We start from the raw sequence: 17128 nt of genomic DNA on the forward strand, positions 1-17128 counted from the left end.
AGGTCAATCGGGGCATCGTCATTTGGGGTCCTCGGTGATCGCCGCCACGACGCGCTCCATCTTCATGAAACGCGATCCCTTGACCAGCACGACCACATCGGCCGCCAGCATCGGTCGCAAGGCAGCCAGCAGGTCGGCGAGGCTTTCGAAGTGCTCGGCGCCGCTGCCGAAGTTGCGCACGGCGACCGCACTGTGCTCGCCCAGCGCGAGCAGTCGATCAATGCCCTGGCTCTTGGCGTAACCGCCAATTTCGTCGTGGCACTGCGCGCTCATGTCGCCGATTTCGCCCATGTCACCGAGCACCAGCACCTTGCGCCCGGGAGTGGCGGCCAGCACGTCAATGCCGGCGCGGACCGAATCGGGGTTGGCATTGTACGTGTCGTCGAGCACAACTGCACCTGCGGCGCTGTGCTTGACCTGCAAACGCCCCTTGGTGCCGCTGTATTCGCTCAAGCCCTGCGCCACCAGGTCCAGCGGCACGCCCGCCGCCAGGCAGGCGGCGGCGGCGGCCAGCGCGTTGCGCACATTGTGTTGTCCGGGCACGCCGAGCGTGAAGTCACGCTGCTCGCCACGCAGCTTCAGCTGCACACGGCTGCCAAAGGCGAGCATCTGGTAGCTGGCGGTGACATCGGCATTGTGTGCCAGCCCGAAGCTGAGCATCGGGCGGCCGACGTTGATTTCACGCCAGTAGTCGGCATGCGCATCGTCGGCATTGATGATCGCCACGCCCTCATCGCCCAGCACGCTGTAGATGGCGCCCTTCTCGCGCGCCACCGCCATCACCTCGCCCATGCCTTCGAGGTGGGCGCGTTGCGCGTTGTTGACCACAGCGACATTGGGCTGGCTCAGGCGCGCCAGATAGGCGATTTCGCCGGGATGGTTCATGCCCATCTCGAACACCGCCGCGACATGGCTTGGACGCAGGCGCAGCAGCATTTGCGGCAGCCCCAGATCGTTATTCAGATTGCCCTGGGTGGCGAGCACCGCCGTGCCGGCATCCAGCCCGCGCGCACGCGCCCAGGCGCCGAGGATGACCGCGCACATCTCCTTGACGCTGGTCTTGCCATTGCTGCCGGTGACGCCAATCACCGGGATGTCGAACTTCTGCCGCCACCAGCCGCCAAGCTGCCCCAGTGCAAGACGCGTATCCGCCACGCCAATCACCGGCAGGTCAGCGGGCACCACGCCCAGACCACGGCGGTCGATCAGGGCCGCCACGGCGCCGGCCTTCTTGGCTTCGGCGAGAAAAGCATTGCCATCGAAGTTCTCGCCGCGCAGGGCAACATACAGCGCGCCATTCAGATCAGCACGGGTATCGGTTCCAACGCGCTCGACACTGAGGTCTTCGCCCGTCAATACGCCGCCGCACGCTGCCGCTACTTCGCTCAGTCGCATCATGCTTGCCTTCCCTTGCTCATCACCCATTGCTGCAAGCCCGCGCGCGCCTCTTCGGCATCGCTGAAATGCACGCGCTGGCCGCCGCTCTCCTGATAGGTTTCATGTCCTTTGCCGGCGATGAGCACAATGTCATCGGCCTCGGCGAGATTCAGCGCCTGGCGGATCGCCTCGGCGCGGTCGACTGCCTGAATTGCCTGCGGCGCAGCGCTGGCGATCTCGTCAATGATCTGCTGCGGCACTTCGCTGCGCGGATTGTCGCTGGTGAGGATCACCTGATGGGCCAAGCGCGTCGCCACTTCACCCATCAGCGCGCGCTTGCCTTTATCGCGATCTCCCCCACAACCGAACACACAGATGATGCGTCCATTGCGCGATAACGATATCGGGCGCAGCGCCATCAGCGCCTGCTCCAGGCCATCGGGCGTGTGGGCGTAATCGACGACGACCATCGGCTCCCCCACTCCACCCAGGGTTTGCATGCGCCCCTCGGGCGGCGTCAGGCGGCGGGCGGCGGCAGCGGCTTCGGCAAAGCTGTAGCCGGAAACCATCAAGGTCGCCATCACCGCCAGCAGGTTAGAAACATTGAAATTGCCCACCAAGCCGACCTTCATCTCCTCGCGCACGCCTTCATGGCTGACGATGAAGCGCAGGCCATTGGGCGTACTGCGCAGGTGCTCGGCGATCAGCAGGCTGCGTGCCGGCGCGGCATTGGCATTGTCGGGAATCAGGGTGTAACCGATCACATCGATGTGGCTCTGCTCCAGGCGCCGCGCCTGGGCGACGCCCATCAGATCATCGAAATTGAGCACCGCAGCAGACATCCCGGCGTGCTCGAACATGCGCGCCTTGGCATTGGCGTAGGCTTCCATGGTGTGGTGGTAATCAAGATGGTCACGCGTCAGGTTGGTGAACACGCCCACATCGAGCTTGCAGCCATTGATGCGCCCTTGATCAAGACCGATGGACGAGACCTCCATGGCCATCGCCTGGGCGCCCTGGTCGCGCAGCTGTGCCAGCTTCTCATGCAACACGAGGGCATCCGGCGTGGTATTGGCGCTCGGGTCGAGACGGCCTGGGAAGCCCATGCCCAAAGTGCCTACCACCGCACAGCGGCGCCCCAGGTCATTGAGCGCGCGTGCCAGCCATTGCGATACCGAGGTCTTGCCATTGGTGCCGGTGATGCCGACCATCCACAACGCCTGTGACGGCTGGCCGTAGACCTGATCGGCCAGATCACCCGCCAGCCAGCGCAGCTGGTCGATTGGCACATTCGGGATGGCGGGGTCATGCTGCCAGGCATAACCCTCGCGTTCCCACACCACGCCACGGGCGCCGCGCGCGAGCGCATCAGCGATGTACTTGCGGCCATCGCTGGCATGGCCGGGATAGGCCAGGAACAGATCGCCGGCCTGCACCTGCCGCGAATCGGCACACAAACGCTGCGGCACGATGCCCTCGGCCTTCAGCAGCGCGAGCAGGGCGGCGGCCAGCGCTTGGCTCACATATCCTCCGGTACAACCGTCACGTTCTGACGTGCGATCTGGGTCGGCACAATCGGCGCATCGGGCCGCACGCCCAGGGTCCGCAGCGAACCGCTCATGATCTGCGCAAACACCGGCGCAGCGATCTCACCACCGAAGTAACCGCCCGCCGAGGGCTCATCGACCATCACCGCCACCACCAGACGCGGATCACTGGCCGGCGCAAAGCCGATGAAGGACGCCACATATTTGTTCACGTAGCGCCCGCCTTCAAGCTTGTGGGCCGTACCGGTCTTGCCCGCCACGCGGTAGCCGGGAATCCGCGCGGTCGGCGCCGTCCCGCCGTTGGCGGTCACCATTTCCATCATGTCGCGCAGCTGGTGCATCACATCCACGCTGAAAATACGCTGTCCATGTGTCGGCGGCGTGTCCAGGCGGGTCAGCGACAGCGGAATCAGATCACCGCTGCGGGCCAGCGCCATATAGGCATGCGCCATCTGCATCAAAGTCACCGAGACGCCGTGGCCGAAGGACATGGTGGCCTGCTCGATGGGCCGCCAGGTTTTCCAGGGGCGCAGACGACCCGACACTTCACCCGGAAAGCCGATGCGCGTCGGCTGACCAAAGCCCAGGCTGTCGTAGAGCTTCCACATGTGCTCGGGCGGGAAGCTCAGCGCCATTTTCGCGGCGCCGACGTTCGATGACTTCTGGATCACCTGCGACACGGTGAAGGCCGGGTGGCGCGTATCATCGTGGATGGTGGCGCCATCGATGGTCAGCGTGCCGCCATTGGTGTCGATGACGGTATCCGGGCGGAACTTGTTGGACTCCAGCGCCATCGCCGCCACAAAGGGCTTCATGGTCGAGCCCGGCTCATAGGTATCGGTCAGCACGCGATTGCGCAGCTGGTTACCGGTGAGCTTGACGCGATTGTTCGGGTTGTAGGTCGGGTTATTGACCAGCGCCAGAATCTCGCCCGTGCGTGCATCGAGCACCACCGCCGCACCCGCCTTGGCATTGGCCGCCTGCACCGCCTGCTTGAGCGCGCTGTAGGCGAGGTACTGGATCTTCGAGTCAATCGACAAGATCACATCCTCACCATTTTGCGGACGACGGATCGATTCCACGTCCTCGACGATGGAGCCGTACAGATCCTTGATCACGCGACGCGAGCCCGGCTTGCCTTCCAGGCGAGACTGCATGGACAGTTCGATGCCCTCCTGCCCCTTGTCATCGACATCGGTAAAGCCAACCATGTGCGACGCCACTTCGCCCACCGGGTAGTAGCGGCGGTATTCCGCCTCACTATGAATGCCAGGCAGTTTCAGCGCAGCAATCTGGGCGGCCACATCCGGCGGCACTTCGCGCTTGAGGAAGACGAAATCCTTGCTGCTGGCCAGTTTGCGATTGATGTCTTCAATCGGCACCCCCAGGGTGCGCGCCAGCTGCGCCACCTGCCCCGGCGTCAGCGAGGCCATATCAGGAATCGCCGTCACCGACTTGACCGGCGTGCTCAGCGCCAGCGGTTCGCCGTGACGATCGAGAATGCGGCCGCGCGTAGCGGTCAGGGTCAGGGTGCGGCCATAGCGCGATTCGCCCTTGGCCTGCAGGAAGTCACGATTGACGCCCTGCAACCAAGCCGCACGCCCAACCAGGCCGAGCATCGAGAACAGCAACACACCAAGCACGAAGCGCGAGCGCCACAGCGGCAGCCGCTCGGAGAGCAAGGGATTGTGATTGAAGGTGTAGGACTTCTTCATCGCGCAGGCTCCGGACTCGCCGAATCCAGCGACACCAGGTTGTCGCGGGCCGGCGTCACCATGCCCAGGCGTTCGTGGGCGATCTTCTCGACACGCGCCGGCGCAGCCCAGGTGCTGTTTTCAAGTTGCAATTGCGTCCATTCGGTCTCCAGCGCATGGGTGTGCGACTGCTCGCGCTCCTGCGCGGTCACCAGCTTGCGCGACTGGTACTGCAGCTTGACCACGCCCAGCGCGCTGAGCACCACCACGGCAAGCAGGACGAGTGCGAGTCGCATCAGCGCACCTCACTGGCGACGAACGCGGCATCGGTGCGCTCGGCCACACGCATGATGGCGCTGCGCGAACGCGGATTGGCCGCCACCTCCTCGGCCGAAGGACGCTGCGCATCACCAACCAGATTCAGCGCCGGACGCGGGCGATCGACCTCGCGAATCGGCAGGCCACGCGGCAAGGCAGGCGGACGCGAGTGATCGCGCATGAAGCGCTTCACAATGCGGTCTTCCAGCGAATGGAAGGCAATCACCACCAGTCGTCCCCCTGTTGCCAGCTTGCTCACCGCTTGCGGCAGTGTCAGCGAAAGCTCTTCAAGCTCGCGGTTGATGAAAATCCGTAAAGCCTGGAAGGTGCGCGTCGCAGGGTGCTGGCCCGGCTCGCGCGTGCGGACGGTCGCCGCCACGAGCGCGGCAAGCTGTCCTGTGGTTGCAATAGGGCTCCCCGCCCGAGCAGCATCAATCGCCTTTGCAATCGCATAAGCAAACCGTTCTTCACCGTAATCCCTCACTACTGTCGTGATTTCGGCGACGGTTGCCCGTGCCAGCCACTGCGAGACACTCTCGCCCCTTGTTGTATCCATGCGCATATCCAGCGGCGCATCGAAACGAAAACTCATGCCACGCGACGGATCGTCCAGCTGCGGCGACGACACGCCAATATCCATCAACACCCCATCCACCTGCGCCACACCGAGTGCATCAAGCTCCTCGGCCAGTGACGAGAAAGCCTCGTGCACCAGGGTGAAGCGCGCATCAGCCAGAGCCTCGCTGGCCGCCACCGCCATCGGGTCGCGGTCAAAGGCGATCAGTCGCCCACGCTCGCCCAGCTGTGCCAGGATCGCCCGGCTATGTCCGCCACGACCAAAGGTGGCATCGACATAAACGCCATCCGGACGCACCGCCAGCGCATCGACTGCTTCGTTCAACAGCACCGTCACGTGCTGCAAGGGCGCGCTCACAGGCTCAAGCTTTCAAGCCCCGGCGGCAGTTCAGCCGCCTTGAAAATGGCCAGCATCGCCGCTTGCTGCTGCTTCCAGCCCGCGTCAGACCACAACTCGAAATGCGTCCCCTGCCCCACCAGCCACACCTGCTTTTCCAGCCCTGCCCATTCACGCAACTCCGGCGCGATCAGCACGCGGCCGGCGCTATCCATGTCTTCATCACGCGCATTACCGACCAGCAAACGCTTGATCGCCGCTGAACGCGGGTCGAGGCTGGGCGCCGCCAGCACCTGGGCGCGGATCGGCTGCCAGGCCGGCTCGGGATAGATCACCAGACACTGATGCGGATGCGCCGTCACCACCAGATGACCGCCGCAGGCAGCCGTCAGCGCATCGCGATGCCGTGCGGGCACGCCAAGGCGTCCCTTTGCATCCAGACTCAGCGCTGCTGCCCCCTGAAACATCCGTTTCACGCTCCCTTTCGCAGCCCGTCGCGACTTCCAGAATCGCCCACACAGCCACCCAATTAACCCACTTCAACCTACTTTTTACCACTTTGCTCCACTTTAGTGAAAAAGAAATACCCGGTCAAGCAACGTTCGGCAGAAACACCCTTAGGGACAGAGGCTTAGCGCACACACCTCGTGGCAAGATCGCGCCTTCATATCGCACTTGGGTAAAAAGCCCCGATGAGCGCCCGCCTCCGCAGCACCCAAAAGCCCGGCCCGCTGCAGATTGCAGCGATCCTCCTGCTGGCGCTGGCCATCCTGTGCGTGGTGCTGGCCCTGCGTGCCAGCTCCAATGCGGCGGATAGTTACGGGCCGCAGGCCATCGCAGTTGTAGGAAACAGGGTCTGGCTCGCGGACGAGCGCAGCCTGCTGATAACCGATGAAGCAGGCCGACTTGAGGAAGAGAAAGGTTTTGCTGCACTCGGGATAAACAACATCTCAAGCATCGTTCCAGCAGGAGAGGCTGGCGTGCTGGTGGCCAGTCGGGGCAGCACGAGCCTCAAGCTACTCGATGCCCGGCAGGCCCAATCCATCCGCGAGATCAAGCTGGCGTTTCCAAGCGACTTGCAAGATCCTGCCCATACGGCGCTGTGGCTCGCAGTTCGCCCGACAGGCGCGAACGGGCATTTCGATCTCGCCGTCGCCACCGGGGGCAACCATACTGTCGTGCGCTTTGCGCACGACGGGCGTTTCCTGGCCCGCACGAAAGAAGGGCTTTACCGTTTCACCAATGGCATCTGGTTCGACCAGGGGAGTCTGTGGACCACCGACACCAACCGCTATGTGCTGCGCAAACTCGATCCGGAGACGCTGACGCAACGCGAAGAACTGTCTCTGTCAGGGCTCGGCAGACAGCGCTATCTGGGTGCCGGTATCGCCTCTCACGGCACCGCAAATGCAGCGGGACAAGCGCCGTTCGCCACGCTGATCCGCTTGCAGAGCGGCATGACGATTGGCCGAATCGTCGATGTGTTTGCGGACGCTTCCGAGGCCGCATATCCGCTCCCCAACGAAGCGGAGCCAATGGATATTGCCTGGAAAGGCGGAGAACTACTGGCGATTGACGGTGCCACGCATCGCGTTGCGCGCTTCAACGCCCAACGCCAACGACTAGGCGACTTTGGCGCCCCAGCCTTGCAAGCGCGCTTCAAAGCATCAGCCAAAGCGCGCGCATTAAGCGAGCAGATGCACACAATCTGGCTGGTGCTGGCAGGCGTTTTACTAACATTCGGATTACTCCTGCTGCTGGTCCAGCAAAGGCGGGGACAAACACCAGGCGTAGTGCAGCCCGCACTGCCGATGCCAGACAAGCGCGCCATCCGAAAGCTTGCACTGTCAGTTTTCTGGCCCATCCTGGTTCCGCTGATTATTCTGGCCACGCTGGAGATACCGCCGGTCACCAACGCTTTCAATACCGCCATCAATGAGCAACTTGAACAAGAAAACCTGCTACCACTCGCTATCTTTCCGGCGATGCTTGTGCTCGGACTCCTGCTAGCCGTAAAGCAATACACGCTCGTCAGGCGAGCCATCAAGGACCCCGCATACGAAGCTTTGTTTAACTACGCTGCCCTCAATTGGCTAAACGCCTCCATGCGATGGCGGAATGACATGCTGATAGACGAAGTCCCGCAAGAAATTGCGGTAGTTGTTCGCCCGCGACGCGGCTTCCTTATGCTCACAAACCAGCGAGTACTGTTTTACCGGCAGGGAGTTCGTGCCGGTAGTTTTGACGCAGGCTGGCCACGAACCGAGATCACGACAGCCGGAATTGAAGACCCGGAACAGCTCCGGGGTTGGCGCAAACGGTTGCAGCGCTATCTGGGCACGCAAGTAGTTCTCTACGAAGAAGGAAGCGCCATAAGTACGCTCCGCCTATCTCATGTGGTGGTCGCGCGTCGAATGGTTGAGCGACTGAATACGGAGAAAAACAACCCTCAACCGTCAGCTCCGAGCATCGCAGAAATTCCGCACACCAGCCCTCACAGCAGCTCGCCGCGCGAATACGGTCCCCCCGCGCAACAGGTCATAGCATCGCTACTGATCCCGGGGCTGGGTCTATGGATGCAAAGGCGTAATGGCAGCGCGCTGATCTACTTCTTTGCTGCGATGGTGATGATCGCCTTTGTCATCGGCCCCATCGTCTGGGCGCTGACGACACGGCACACTGACGTCAGCGCAACGCGTATCCAGCATGCTGCGCTCAGCTGGCTGTCGATTGCGGTGTTCTGCGCTGGCGATACATGGCTGGGGCGCAGCAAGACTCTTCGGTAAAAGTGGGAAGCTCGCCGATAAGCCGGGTTCTGTCGCGCCCTCTTGCGAAGACGGGGCAGTCATTCCTCTGGTCCCTGTGTTACCACAGGGCTCTAGCAGCCTACCCGGGAGCTCTGCGAGCCGCATCAACGCTCCCCTATTTGGCCTTGCCCCGGATGGGGTTTAGCATGCCAGGACATGTCACCACGCCTGCGGTGGGCTCTTACCCCACCATTTCAACCTTACCTGTGCTCTTGCGAGCCATCGGCGGTATGTTTTCTGTTCCACTTTCCGTCGCCTTGGGTCGGACAGCTTGCGCCACCCGACTTATAACGCCCGGCCGTTAGCCGGCATCCTGCTCTACGGGGCCCGGACTTTCCTCGATGTACCGATTTCCTCCAGCACACCGCGACTGCCTGGCGAACTTCCCGCCCGGATTATAGCGGTTCAAGCCCGATCGGCCTGCAGACTATTTCTGCTCAACGAAAACCAGGGCGTCTTCCTTGTTCTGGAAGCTGCCAAGCAAGATGCCCGGATCGGCTGGCGGCGTCTTGAAGGCCTGCAGATCGCAGTCTTCGGTGCCGACCGCCCACCACTGCTTGCCCTGATGCAACACGAAGAGCATCTCGTTGGCTTGATACAACTCGAGCGCCGCCTTGCCGGTACGCCCCGGCGCGATGTCGAAGCGATGCTGGCATTGCGGGAAGCGTGCCACCACCACCTTCTGCCCCACCTCATCACTCCAGATCAGCTTTTGCTCACGCAACAAACTGATTGAGTGATCCTTGCTGCCGCCGATCATGTAAGAGGCGCCATTGTTTTCACAGGCCGACAGCAGCAGGAAGAGAGGGATCAGACAGGCTCGTTTCATTTCAATCCACCAAGCGCCAGGCAATCGTCTCGCCAGCGCGCAGGGGCACCAGCGGATCGCCCGGCAGATAATCAATCGTCGCCGGCACCGTCCAGGCTTCATCACTCAGGGTGATCGTGTCTGCGTTGCGCGGCAGGCCGTACCAGTCCGGACCATTGTGGCTGGCAAAGGCTTCCAGCTTGTCCAGCGCGCCCGCCGCAGCAAACGCCTCGGCGTAAAGCTCGATGCCGGCATTGGCCGTGTAGCAACCCGCGCAGCCACAGGCCGCTTCCTTGGTACTTTTGGCGTGCGGCGCCGAATCGGTCCCAAGGAAGAAACGCGGATTGCCCGAAATGGCCGCCGCGACCAGCGCCTCGCGGTGCGTTTCGCGCTTCAGAACCGGCAGGCAATAGTGATGCGGGCGGATGCCGCCGCTAAAGATCGCGTTGCGGTTCATCAGCAAGTGGTGCGCCGTGATGGTCGCAGCCACATTGCTGCCCGCCTCGCTCACGAATTGCGCTGCGTCGGCGGTCGTGATGTGCTCGAAGACCGTTCTAAGCGCCGGGAAGCGCTGCTGTAAAGGTGTGAATACGCGATCAATAAAGACGCGCTCGCGATCAAAGATATCCACATCAGCATGGGTCACCTCGCCATGTACAAGTAAGGGCACACCAAGGGCCTGCATGCGTTCAAGCACGGCCGACACCTTGTCCAGCGACGTCACACCAGCGTCGGAATTGGTCGTCGCCCCTGCCGGATAGAGCTTGACGGCATGCACGAAACCACTGGCCTTGGCCCGGTCAATCTCCTCAGGCGGCGTGTTGTCTGTCAGATACAACGTCATCAGCGGTTCGAACTTGAGGCCAGACGGTACGGCGGCGAGGATGCGCGCACGGTATTGCTCGGCCAGCGCGACACTGGTCACCGGCGGACGCAGGTTGGGCATCACGATGGCGCGGCCAAAACGGCGTGCTGCATCCGGCACGGTCACGGCCAGCGAAGCGCCATCGCGCAGGTGAAGATGCCAGTCATCGGGGCGGGTCAGGGTCAGTTGCGTCATGCGTGCGTCTCGTCGTTCAGCGTGGATCAGGAGCGCAAGTTTAGCCGGGTTTGCGTTGGCGCAAGAGAACTCAGCTTGTCAGCCAAACAGGCCTCGAACGGTACTTTTGGGCAATTCCGGCGCCTCACGGAACCGCTAATATGCCAATCGCAAGACCCAAAAGCAAAAACGATCTCTGCGCACAAGACACTTTACGGGGAATCCATGAGCGACAAAAAATCGCTGTACGACATGCTCGAAGTCAGTCGTACCGCCAGCGCCGAAGCCATTGAGGCCGCCTTTGCACGCCTCAGCGCACAGCACACCCAGGGACGCCTGAAAGCGCCCGAGAGTTTGTCTGCCGAAGCTTTTTTCAGCCTCATCAAGGACGCCTATTTTGTGCTCGGCAATCCGCTGCGGCGGGCCGAATACGACCGTAAATTCCAGAGCAGCGTATCGCTGGGCATCGATCCTGCATTTGAGGAAATGGGACTTTCCCTGCGCAGCAAGCTGCTGATTGGCCTGGTGGTCGCCGCCGTTGGCGCCTACGGCTATCAATCACATCAGGACTCGCTCGCCAAGCAGGCTCGTATCCAGGCTGAGCAAGCGGCTGCCTTGAAGCTGGAAGCCCAGAGAGCTGCTCTGCTCGCCGAAGAGGAAGCACGCCGCGCCCAGGCGCAGGCGCGGGCCATGGAAGACAGCCGCCAGTACCAGGCACGGATTGAGCGCGAACGCGCGATTGCCGAAGCCGACCGGGTGTCCTACAAGCTGCGTTCTGCCGAAGAAACACAGCGTCGCGAGGCGGAACGCAAAAGCCGCGAAGACGAATACCGCAAGCAGGAAGAGCTGCGCCGCGCCCAGGCCGAACGCCAGCGCGTGGTCAACGAAGCGCGGCGGCTCGACTATGAAAACAGCCGTGCCGTGCGCGGCGGCGTGGTCGCCTCGCCGACGCCCGCGCCGGCACAAGCGACGGCCTTGCAGCGCAGATAATCAATCGGCCTTGCTGGCCAGGGCGAAGGCGTAGAGTTCGTTTTTCGACGCGCCGGTAATTGCCGCCGCCAGCTTGGCCGCCGTCTTGATCGGGAGTTCAGCATGCAACAAGCTCATCACGCGACGTGCTTCAGCAGGCAGCGCCTCCTCGCGCGGCGCCGGGCCGACCAGCAGCACGAATTCGCCCCGCAGGCGGTTGGCGTCGGCACTGAGCCAGTCCAGCGCGGCGGACAGCGGCATACGGGCGATCTGTTCGAACAGCTTGGTGAGCTCGCGGCAGATGACGATCTCGCGCTCGGGTTCCAGCACCGCCACCAGATCTTCGACGCATTCGCGCACACGATGCGGCGCCTCGTAGAACACCAGCGCGGCATCGAGCCCGCGCAGGGATTCGATTGCACTCCGGCGCGCAGCGGCCTTGGGCGGCAGGAAGCCATAGAAATGGAAATGCGCGGCCGCCAGCCCGGACGCCGACAAGGCGGCAATCGCCGCGCAAGCGCCGGGCACCGGAATCACCGCAAAACCGGCTTCCTGCACGCGCGCGACCAGGCGCGCGCCGGGGTCAGATACGGCCGGCGTGCCCGCATCGCTGATGAAGGCCACGTGCTGCCCCTGCTGCAGGCGCTCGATGATGCGGCTCGCCCCCTCCTGCTCGTTGTGTTCATGCAAGGCAAAGCAGCGCGGCGAAAGGCCGAAGCTGTCGAACAGGCGCTGGCTGTGCCGCGTGTCCTCGCAGGCCACCAGATCGACCGCGCGCAGCACGGCCAGTGCGCGCAAGCCGATGTCATGGCGATTGCCCAGCGGCGTGGCCACCACATACAGCGCCGGCGAGGCGTGCAAGGGATTCTCTTCAGGGAGTGACGACATGGACATTCTCAGAACCTGCGAGCAAACAATCCGGCATTGTCTGCTGCGCCTGCGCCCCGGGCAAGACCGATCCGCGCCTGCGCTGCACGACGGTGCACGCGCCGAGGCCCTGGCCGAGCGCTTCCTGCTCGCGCAAGGCGCACGGATACTGGCGCGCAATGTGCGCTTCAAGGGTGGCGAAATCGATCTCATCGCGCTGCATCAGCAGCATCTGGTCTTCGTCGAAGTGCGCCTGCGCCAGCAGGCCACCGCCTTTGGCGGCGCGGCCGGCAGCATCACCGCGCAAAAGCAGCTGCGCATCGCGCTGGCCGCACGCCTGTGGTTGCTGCGCGCCGGCCGCGCTTACGCCCAGCGACCCATGCGTTTCGACGCCATCGTGCTCGACGCCTTGCAGGAAGACGCCATCGAATGGTTGCAAGCCGTGTTCTATGCCTGATCGCCTTGCTGGCCCTGCCCACCGAGGCGGCCACGCGGGTGCGTGTGCAGAGCGTCACCGTGGCTGGCCTCGCCTATCACCAGGGCGCGGCGGTCTGGTCGCAGCTGAAAATCGGCGACGCACTGAGCCTGGTCCATGAGGCCGACAATGCGCACGACGCCTGGGCGGTGCGCGTGGACTGGCAAGGCCGCACGCTGGGCTATCTGCCACGCGAACAAAGCGCCCCCATTGCGGCGGCGCTGGACCACGGCAGGCGCCTGACGGCACGCATCGCCCAGCTACGCGAACACCCCAATCCGCGTGAGCGCATCCTCATCGAGGTATTTGTCGAACTGCAGACGCCGTAAAAGCCTTCACCGCAAAGGCGCAAAGAAAACGCAAAGGGCCGCAAAGGAACCTGTTTGGCGTTCCCATTGCGACCCTGTCATTAGCCTTGCTGTCTGCAATCCCGTGAACGACGCTCACCACGCGTCAAGCCAACTGCATTGCCTACCAAGACCCGCAACAGCCATCCAGTTTTGCGCTGTGTTTTTCTTCGCGGCCCTTTGCGTTTCCTTCGCGCCTTTGCGGCGATGTCTTCGGTTAAATCAACCGTGAGATCAACGGACAGTCATTTGAGCTGGCAAATATCGAGTACCTGCATGTCGGTGTAATCAAGATTCTCGCCACCCATGGCCCAGATGAATGCGTAATTGCTGGTGCCTGAGCCCATGTGGATCGACCACGGCGGCGACATGACTGCTTCATCCCGGGCGAGCACCAGATGGCGCATGTCCTCCGGCTCGCCCATGAAGTGCATGACGCGCTGATCATCCTTGAGGTCGAAGTAGAAATAGACTTCCGAACGCCGATCATGCAGATGCGGCGGGCAGGTATTCCACACCGAGCCGGTCTTCAAAATCGTCAGTCCCAACAGCAGCTGGCATGACTGTGCCGTGCTCGGCACGATGTACTGATAGATCGTGCGTTCATTCGAGGTCTCGGGCGCGCCGCGCTCCAGCGGTACCGCCTTGTCGATGGCAATATGCTTGGTTTCAAAGCGCTGATGCGCGGTCGTCGACACCAGGTAAAACCTGGCCGGGTTGGCTGCATCGGCGGACTCGAACTCGACATGCGCCGAGCCCATGGCGATGTAGAGACCGTCCTTGGGCGCCATCTCGTAGCGCACGCCATCCACCGTAATCGCGCCGGCGCCACTGCCGACATTGATCGCGCCCAGCTCGCGGCGCTCCAGAAAAGGCTTGCCCGCAGCCGAAGCCGGCTCCGTCTGCAGCGGCAGCGCAAGCTTGTCCGTCACCGGCGCAGCGCCACCCACGACCATGCGCTCGAAGTGCGAGTAATCCAGATTCACCGTATCGGCCACAAACAGATTGCTGAAAATGTAGCGGTCACGCAGCTGTTGATTGCTCGCACCAATCATCGAATCCGGCGCTGTGGCGTAATAAATCTTGCGATAGATCGTCATGGCAATTTCTCCGCTCAAAATGCAATGCCGGCAGCAATGCTGACTTGATTGTACAAGCCTGCACAGGCCGCCGCTGGGCGAGCGGCACGGCCTTTGCCACTTGACCTCGCGCAACAAAGGCCGCGCAAGCGCGCGCCATTGCGCAGCGCACCATGTTCTCCCCACGCGAATCGGCTAAACTCCCGGGTTCTGACCAGAATGGCCGCAACAGCCGCAGGTTGCCGGTCACACGTCAATAAAAGCCGCCCCCTGGCGCATTTTGCATTTTCACGGGAGAGTGAACGTAATGAGCAATCCTTTTGACCTGACGGGCAAGATCGCCCTCATCACCGGCGCTGCACAAGGCATCGGTGCCGCTATCGCTGCCAAGATGGCAGCTGCTGGTGCATCTGTCATCTGTGCCGACTTCGCACCGATGGCGGCCGAGTCCACCGCTGCCATGGATGCCGCCACGGCAGCCAGCGGTTCCAAGTACTGGTACCTGAAGGCCAACCTGACCGAGAAGGGCGCTCCGGCTGCCGTGATTGCTGAAGCCGTGAAGATCGCCGGTCAAGTCGACATCCTCGGCAACGTTGCTGGCACGATCCGCCGCGCACCGTTCCTGGAGCATACCGAAGAAGACTTCGACTTCGTCATGCAGATCAACCTGTATGCACCGATGTACCTGTCGCAAGCTTTCTGCCGCCACGTTGTCGGCCGCGAAGGCAAGGGCCGCATCATCAACATCTGCTCGATGCTGTCGTATCAAGGTGGCATCCTGGTACCGGGCTACACCGCGTCCAAGCACGGCATCGCTGGTCTGACCAAGCTGATCGCCAACGAAATGGGCACCAAGGGCATCAACTGCAACGGTATCGCTCCGGGCTACATCGCTACCGCGAACACCGCGCCGATCCGTGCTGACGAAGCCCGCAACAAGGCTATTCTCGACCGCATTCCCCTGGGCTACTGGGGCCAACCGGAAGACCTGGCCGGCACCGCCGTGTTCCTGGCTTCGGAAGCTTCGAGCTACCTCAACGGCACCATCATCAACGTCGATGGCGGCTGGCAAGCACGCTGATCACTGATCAGACGGTCTTGAAATGAACGGGGGCTGAGTCGTACGACTCAGCCCCCGTTTTACATCCATCATCCGCGCCTCAAGCGCGGCGCCGATTCAGCAGCGGAAGCGGCTGACCGACTCGCGCAGCACCTTGGCCACCTGCTCCAGCTCACTGGCGGAATTAGCCGTTTCTTGCATGTTGTAGCTGGTCTCTTCGGCCGCCTGCGCAACCTGCTCGACGCGCTGCGCCAGCGAGGTACTGGCCGTGCGTTGCTCGCGTGCCGCCGTCGCCACGTCGGCCACCAGTGCGCGCGAATGCGAAGCCCCCTGGGCGATGCGTCCCAACACCTGCGCGGATTCGCCGACTTCCTCAACACTCTGCTCGGCCTGGCTGGCGGCACTGCCCATCGCTTCGACGGCGCCGCGGGTCTCGACCTGGATTGCCGACAGGGTGCGTTCGATCTGCCCAGTGGCGTGCGAGGTGCGCTCGGCAAGCTTGCGAACTTCGTCCGCCACCACGGCAAAGCCGCGGCCGGTTTCACCGGCACGCGCCGCTTCGATGGCCGCATTGAGCGCCAGCAGATTGGTCTGGTCGGCAATCTCCTTAATGGTTGCGGCAATCGAACCGACTTCCTGAGCGCGCGAGTTCAAACCATTGATGCGTTCAACGGCCTGATCGATGGCCACCGACAAGCTGCGCATGCTGCTGACGGCGGCATTCACCTGGCTCTCGCCCAGCTGTGCGCTGCTCACTGCCTGACTGGCGTGCTGTTCGGTCTCGGAGGCGTTTTCCGAGATGTGTGCAATGCTGACCGTGAATTGCTCCATCGCAGCCGCCATATCCTGCGTGGCGCCGGCCTGGTTGCTGGCCGCCGCAGCGACATTGTTGCTGGAGTGGCGGATATGCTCGGAAGCGGAACCGATGCGCTGCGCGCCATCCTTGATCTCGCCAACCAGAGTACGCAGGGCTCGGATCAGCAGGTTCAGCTCCGCCAACAGGCTTTGCGGCTTGCTTGCCACCACTTCGATACTCAGATCGCCTTCTGCCACCACCTTCATGGCACGCATGGCTTGCTCGGGCTCGCCGCCAAGCTGGTCGAGCACCGAACTGGCGATCAGCGCAATCACGCCAAACACCGCAGCAGCCAGCAGCAGAATGCCAATGCCGGAATAGGTCAGGTTCTTCCAGAACGCCGCATCGATATCATCCACATACAAGCCGGCGCCAAGCACCCAGCCCCAGGCCGGGAGATTCACCGAATAGGCGATCTTGGTCAGGGCTTCCGTCTGGCCCGGACGCGGGTAGCTATAGCTGGTGAAGCCAGCGCCGCTCTTGCCCGTATCGATCAGGTTGCGGATCAGCGGCACGCCGTTGACGTCCTTGACGTCGATCCGCGAAGTGCCTTCCTTCTCCGGTGTCGGCGGCAGCAGGATAGTCAGGCCATCATAGGTGTACATGAAAAAATAGTTGCCGCCCTGAAAACGCATGGCGCGCAAGGCTTCACGCGCGCGGTCCTGCGCATCTTTCTCCGGCAGCTGGCCAGTCTTCTGCAGCTCGGCGTAGAAGTCCACCTGCGTCTTGGCCGACTCCACCAGTGCCTTGAGCATCTCCTGGCGCTCCTCGTACATATGTGAGCGCTGATTGATCGCGGACACCAAACCCACCGCCAGCATGCCAAGCAGGGCCGCGATGCCGATGATGAGCATGCGCTGGCGAAGACTGATACGAGCAAACATTACCGACCTTTCGACGTGAAGAACTAATTCAGTAATTGTTCATAACGACGAGACGGCAAATAACTTGACCCTTATCTCCATGCACGAC

At 62.5% G+C, this 17128-nt stretch carries 16 protein-coding genes and 1 other RNA gene; 5 read left to right on the forward strand and 12 right to left on the reverse strand.

The features are described from left to right. Positions 1-18: 18 nt before the first annotated feature. Genes ABDB84_RS06580 through mraZ form a run of 6 tightly spaced genes read right to left on the reverse strand, consistent with a single transcriptional unit; the run spans position 19 to position 6316 of the window. Positions 19-1398, reverse strand: a complete 1380-nt coding sequence (locus ABDB84_RS06580; protein WP_428715075.1) for a UDP-N-acetylmuramoyl-tripeptide--D-alanyl-D-alanine ligase — start codon at positions 1396-1398, stop codon at positions 19-21. Further along, positions 1395-2900, reverse strand: coding sequence for a UDP-N-acetylmuramoyl-L-alanyl-D-glutamate--2,6-diaminopimelate ligase (locus ABDB84_RS06585; protein ID WP_345918901.1), 1506 nt, complete (start codon positions 2898-2900; stop codon positions 1395-1397). Before ABDB84_RS06585 ends, ABDB84_RS06580 begins: the two co-directional genes overlap by 4 nt. Further along, entirely contained in the window at positions 2897-4639 is a 1743-nt protein-coding gene (locus ABDB84_RS06590; RefSeq protein ID WP_345918902.1) for a peptidoglycan D,D-transpeptidase FtsI family protein, read from the reverse strand. The genes ABDB84_RS06585 and ABDB84_RS06590 overlap by 4 nt, the downstream gene beginning before the upstream one ends. Beyond that, positions 4636-4914, reverse strand: a complete 279-nt coding sequence (ftsL, locus tag ABDB84_RS06595) for a cell division protein FtsL (RefSeq protein ID WP_428715076.1) — start codon at positions 4912-4914, stop codon at positions 4636-4638. The genes ABDB84_RS06590 and ftsL overlap by 4 nt, the downstream gene beginning before the upstream one ends. Continuing rightward, complete coding sequence (gene rsmH / locus ABDB84_RS06600) at positions 4914-5870, reverse strand: 16S rRNA (cytosine(1402)-N(4))-methyltransferase RsmH (RefSeq protein WP_345918903.1); 957 nt, start codon at positions 5868-5870, stop codon at positions 4914-4916. The genes ftsL and rsmH overlap by 1 nt, the downstream gene beginning before the upstream one ends. Next, positions 5867-6316 (reverse strand): division/cell wall cluster transcriptional repressor MraZ, encoded by a 450-nt coding sequence (gene mraZ / locus ABDB84_RS06605; protein ID WP_345918904.1) that lies wholly within the window; start codon positions 6314-6316, stop codon positions 5867-5869. Before mraZ ends, rsmH begins: the two co-directional genes overlap by 4 nt. A gap of 225 nt (positions 6317-6541) precedes the next feature. Between mraZ and ABDB84_RS06610 the strand changes: the two genes are divergently transcribed. Next, positions 6542-8635 carry an NHL repeat-containing protein gene (locus ABDB84_RS06610; RefSeq protein WP_345918905.1) on the forward strand — a complete coding sequence of 698 codons (2094 nt, stop codon included), beginning with the start codon at positions 6542-6544 and terminating at the stop codon, positions 8633-8635. A gap of 2 nt (positions 8636-8637) precedes the next feature. On the opposite strand, the gene rnpB is transcribed toward ABDB84_RS06610, so the two are convergent. From rnpB to pyrC, 3 genes are all read right to left on the reverse strand, one after another. Next, an RNA gene (gene rnpB, locus ABDB84_RS06615) (RNase P RNA component class A) lies at positions 8638-9042 on the reverse strand. A 41-nt stretch (positions 9043-9083) separates the two neighbouring features. Then, positions 9084-9485, reverse strand: coding sequence for a hypothetical protein (locus tag ABDB84_RS06620; protein WP_345918906.1), 402 nt, complete (start codon positions 9483-9485; stop codon positions 9084-9086). A 1-nt stretch (position 9486) separates the two neighbouring features. After that, positions 9487-10524 (reverse strand): dihydroorotase, encoded by a 1038-nt coding sequence (pyrC, locus tag ABDB84_RS06625; protein ID WP_345918907.1) that lies wholly within the window; start codon positions 10522-10524, stop codon positions 9487-9489. Positions 10525-10728: 204 nt separating this feature from the next. Between pyrC and ABDB84_RS06630 the strand changes: the two genes are divergently transcribed. Then, the gene (locus tag ABDB84_RS06630; protein WP_345918908.1) at positions 10729-11493 is read left to right on the forward strand and encodes a DnaJ domain-containing protein; all 765 of its coding nucleotides are present in this window, start codon (positions 10729-10731) and stop codon (positions 11491-11493) included. Here ABDB84_RS06630 and rsmI read toward each other — a convergent pair whose 3' ends face one another. Continuing rightward, positions 11494-12366: a 16S rRNA (cytidine(1402)-2'-O)-methyltransferase gene (gene rsmI / locus ABDB84_RS06635; RefSeq protein WP_345918909.1), complete on the reverse strand. Its 873-nt coding sequence runs from the start codon at positions 12364-12366 to the stop codon at positions 11494-11496. It abuts the gene before it with no gap. On the opposite strand from rsmI, the gene ABDB84_RS06640 reads away from it, so the two are divergent. Beyond that, the gene (locus ABDB84_RS06640; RefSeq protein ID WP_345918910.1) at positions 12359-12796 is read left to right on the forward strand and encodes a YraN family protein; all 438 of its coding nucleotides are present in this window, start codon (positions 12359-12361) and stop codon (positions 12794-12796) included. The genes rsmI and ABDB84_RS06640 overlap by 8 nt on opposite strands. After that, positions 12769-13143 (forward strand): HIRAN domain-containing protein, encoded by a 375-nt coding sequence (locus tag ABDB84_RS06645; protein ID WP_345918911.1) that lies wholly within the window; start codon positions 12769-12771, stop codon positions 13141-13143. Before ABDB84_RS06640 ends, ABDB84_RS06645 begins: the two co-directional genes overlap by 28 nt. Before the next feature lie 263 nt (positions 13144-13406). On the opposite strand, the gene kduI is transcribed toward ABDB84_RS06645, so the two are convergent. After that, positions 13407-14261, reverse strand: a complete 855-nt coding sequence (kduI, locus tag ABDB84_RS06650) for a 5-dehydro-4-deoxy-D-glucuronate isomerase (protein ID WP_345918912.1) — start codon at positions 14259-14261, stop codon at positions 13407-13409. A gap of 286 nt (positions 14262-14547) precedes the next feature. Between kduI and ABDB84_RS06655 the strand changes: the two genes are divergently transcribed. Continuing rightward, a complete protein-coding gene (locus ABDB84_RS06655; protein ID WP_345918913.1) occupies positions 14548-15321 on the forward strand; it encodes an SDR family oxidoreductase in 774 nt (257 codons plus the stop codon). 96 nt (positions 15322-15417) lie between these two features. Here the strand turns inward: ABDB84_RS06655 and ABDB84_RS06660 are convergent, their stop codons facing one another. After that, positions 15418-17040 (reverse strand): methyl-accepting chemotaxis protein, encoded by a 1623-nt coding sequence (locus ABDB84_RS06660; protein WP_345918914.1) that lies wholly within the window; start codon positions 17038-17040, stop codon positions 15418-15420. Positions 17041-17128: the final 88 nt, after the last annotated feature.

The organism is Uliginosibacterium sediminicola, assembly GCF_039631295.1.
Taxonomy (GTDB): Bacteria; Pseudomonadota; Gammaproteobacteria; order Burkholderiales; family Rhodocyclaceae; genus Viridibacterium; species Viridibacterium sediminicola.

Bases quoted from the DNA above. Each gene is read 5' to 3' on its own strand.
- rsmI (WP_345918909.1), bottom strand. From the start codon at position 12,366: ATGTCCATGTCGTCACTCCCTGAAGAGAATCCCTTGCACGCCTCGCCG.
- pyrC (WP_345918907.1), bottom strand. From the start codon at position 10,524: ATGACGCAACTGACCCTGACCCGCCCCGATGACTGGCATCTTCACCTG.
- ABDB84_RS06630 (WP_345918908.1), top strand. From the start codon at position 10,729: ATGAGCGACAAAAAATCGCTGTACGACATGCTCGAAGTCAGTCGTACC.
- ABDB84_RS06655 (WP_345918913.1), top strand. From the start codon at position 14,548: ATGAGCAATCCTTTTGACCTGACGGGCAAGATCGCCCTCATCACCGGC.
- ABDB84_RS06645 (WP_345918911.1), top strand. From the start codon at position 12,769: ATGGTTGCAAGCCGTGTTCTATGCCTGATCGCCTTGCTGGCCCTGCCC.
- ABDB84_RS06640 (WP_345918910.1), top strand. From the start codon at position 12,359: ATGGACATTCTCAGAACCTGCGAGCAAACAATCCGGCATTGTCTGCTG.
- ftsL (WP_428715076.1), bottom strand. From the start codon at position 4,914: ATGCGACTCGCACTCGTCCTGCTTGCCGTGGTGGTGCTCAGCGCGCTG.
- kduI (WP_345918912.1), bottom strand. From the start codon at position 14,261: ATGACGATCTATCGCAAGATTTATTACGCCACAGCGCCGGATTCGATG.
- ABDB84_RS06580 (WP_428715075.1), bottom strand. From the start codon at position 1,398: ATGATGCGACTGAGCGAAGTAGCGGCAGCGTGCGGCGGCGTATTGACG.
- ABDB84_RS06660 (WP_345918914.1), bottom strand. From the start codon at position 17,040: ATGTTTGCTCGTATCAGTCTTCGCCAGCGCATGCTCATCATCGGCATC.
- ABDB84_RS06590 (WP_345918902.1), bottom strand. From the start codon at position 4,639: ATGAAGAAGTCCTACACCTTCAATCACAATCCCTTGCTCTCCGAGCGG.
- ABDB84_RS06610 (WP_345918905.1), top strand. From the start codon at position 6,542: ATGAGCGCCCGCCTCCGCAGCACCCAAAAGCCCGGCCCGCTGCAGATT.
- mraZ (WP_345918904.1), bottom strand. From the start codon at position 6,316: ATGTTTCAGGGGGCAGCAGCGCTGAGTCTGGATGCAAAGGGACGCCTT.
- ABDB84_RS06620 (WP_345918906.1), bottom strand. From the start codon at position 9,485: ATGAAACGAGCCTGTCTGATCCCTCTCTTCCTGCTGCTGTCGGCCTGT.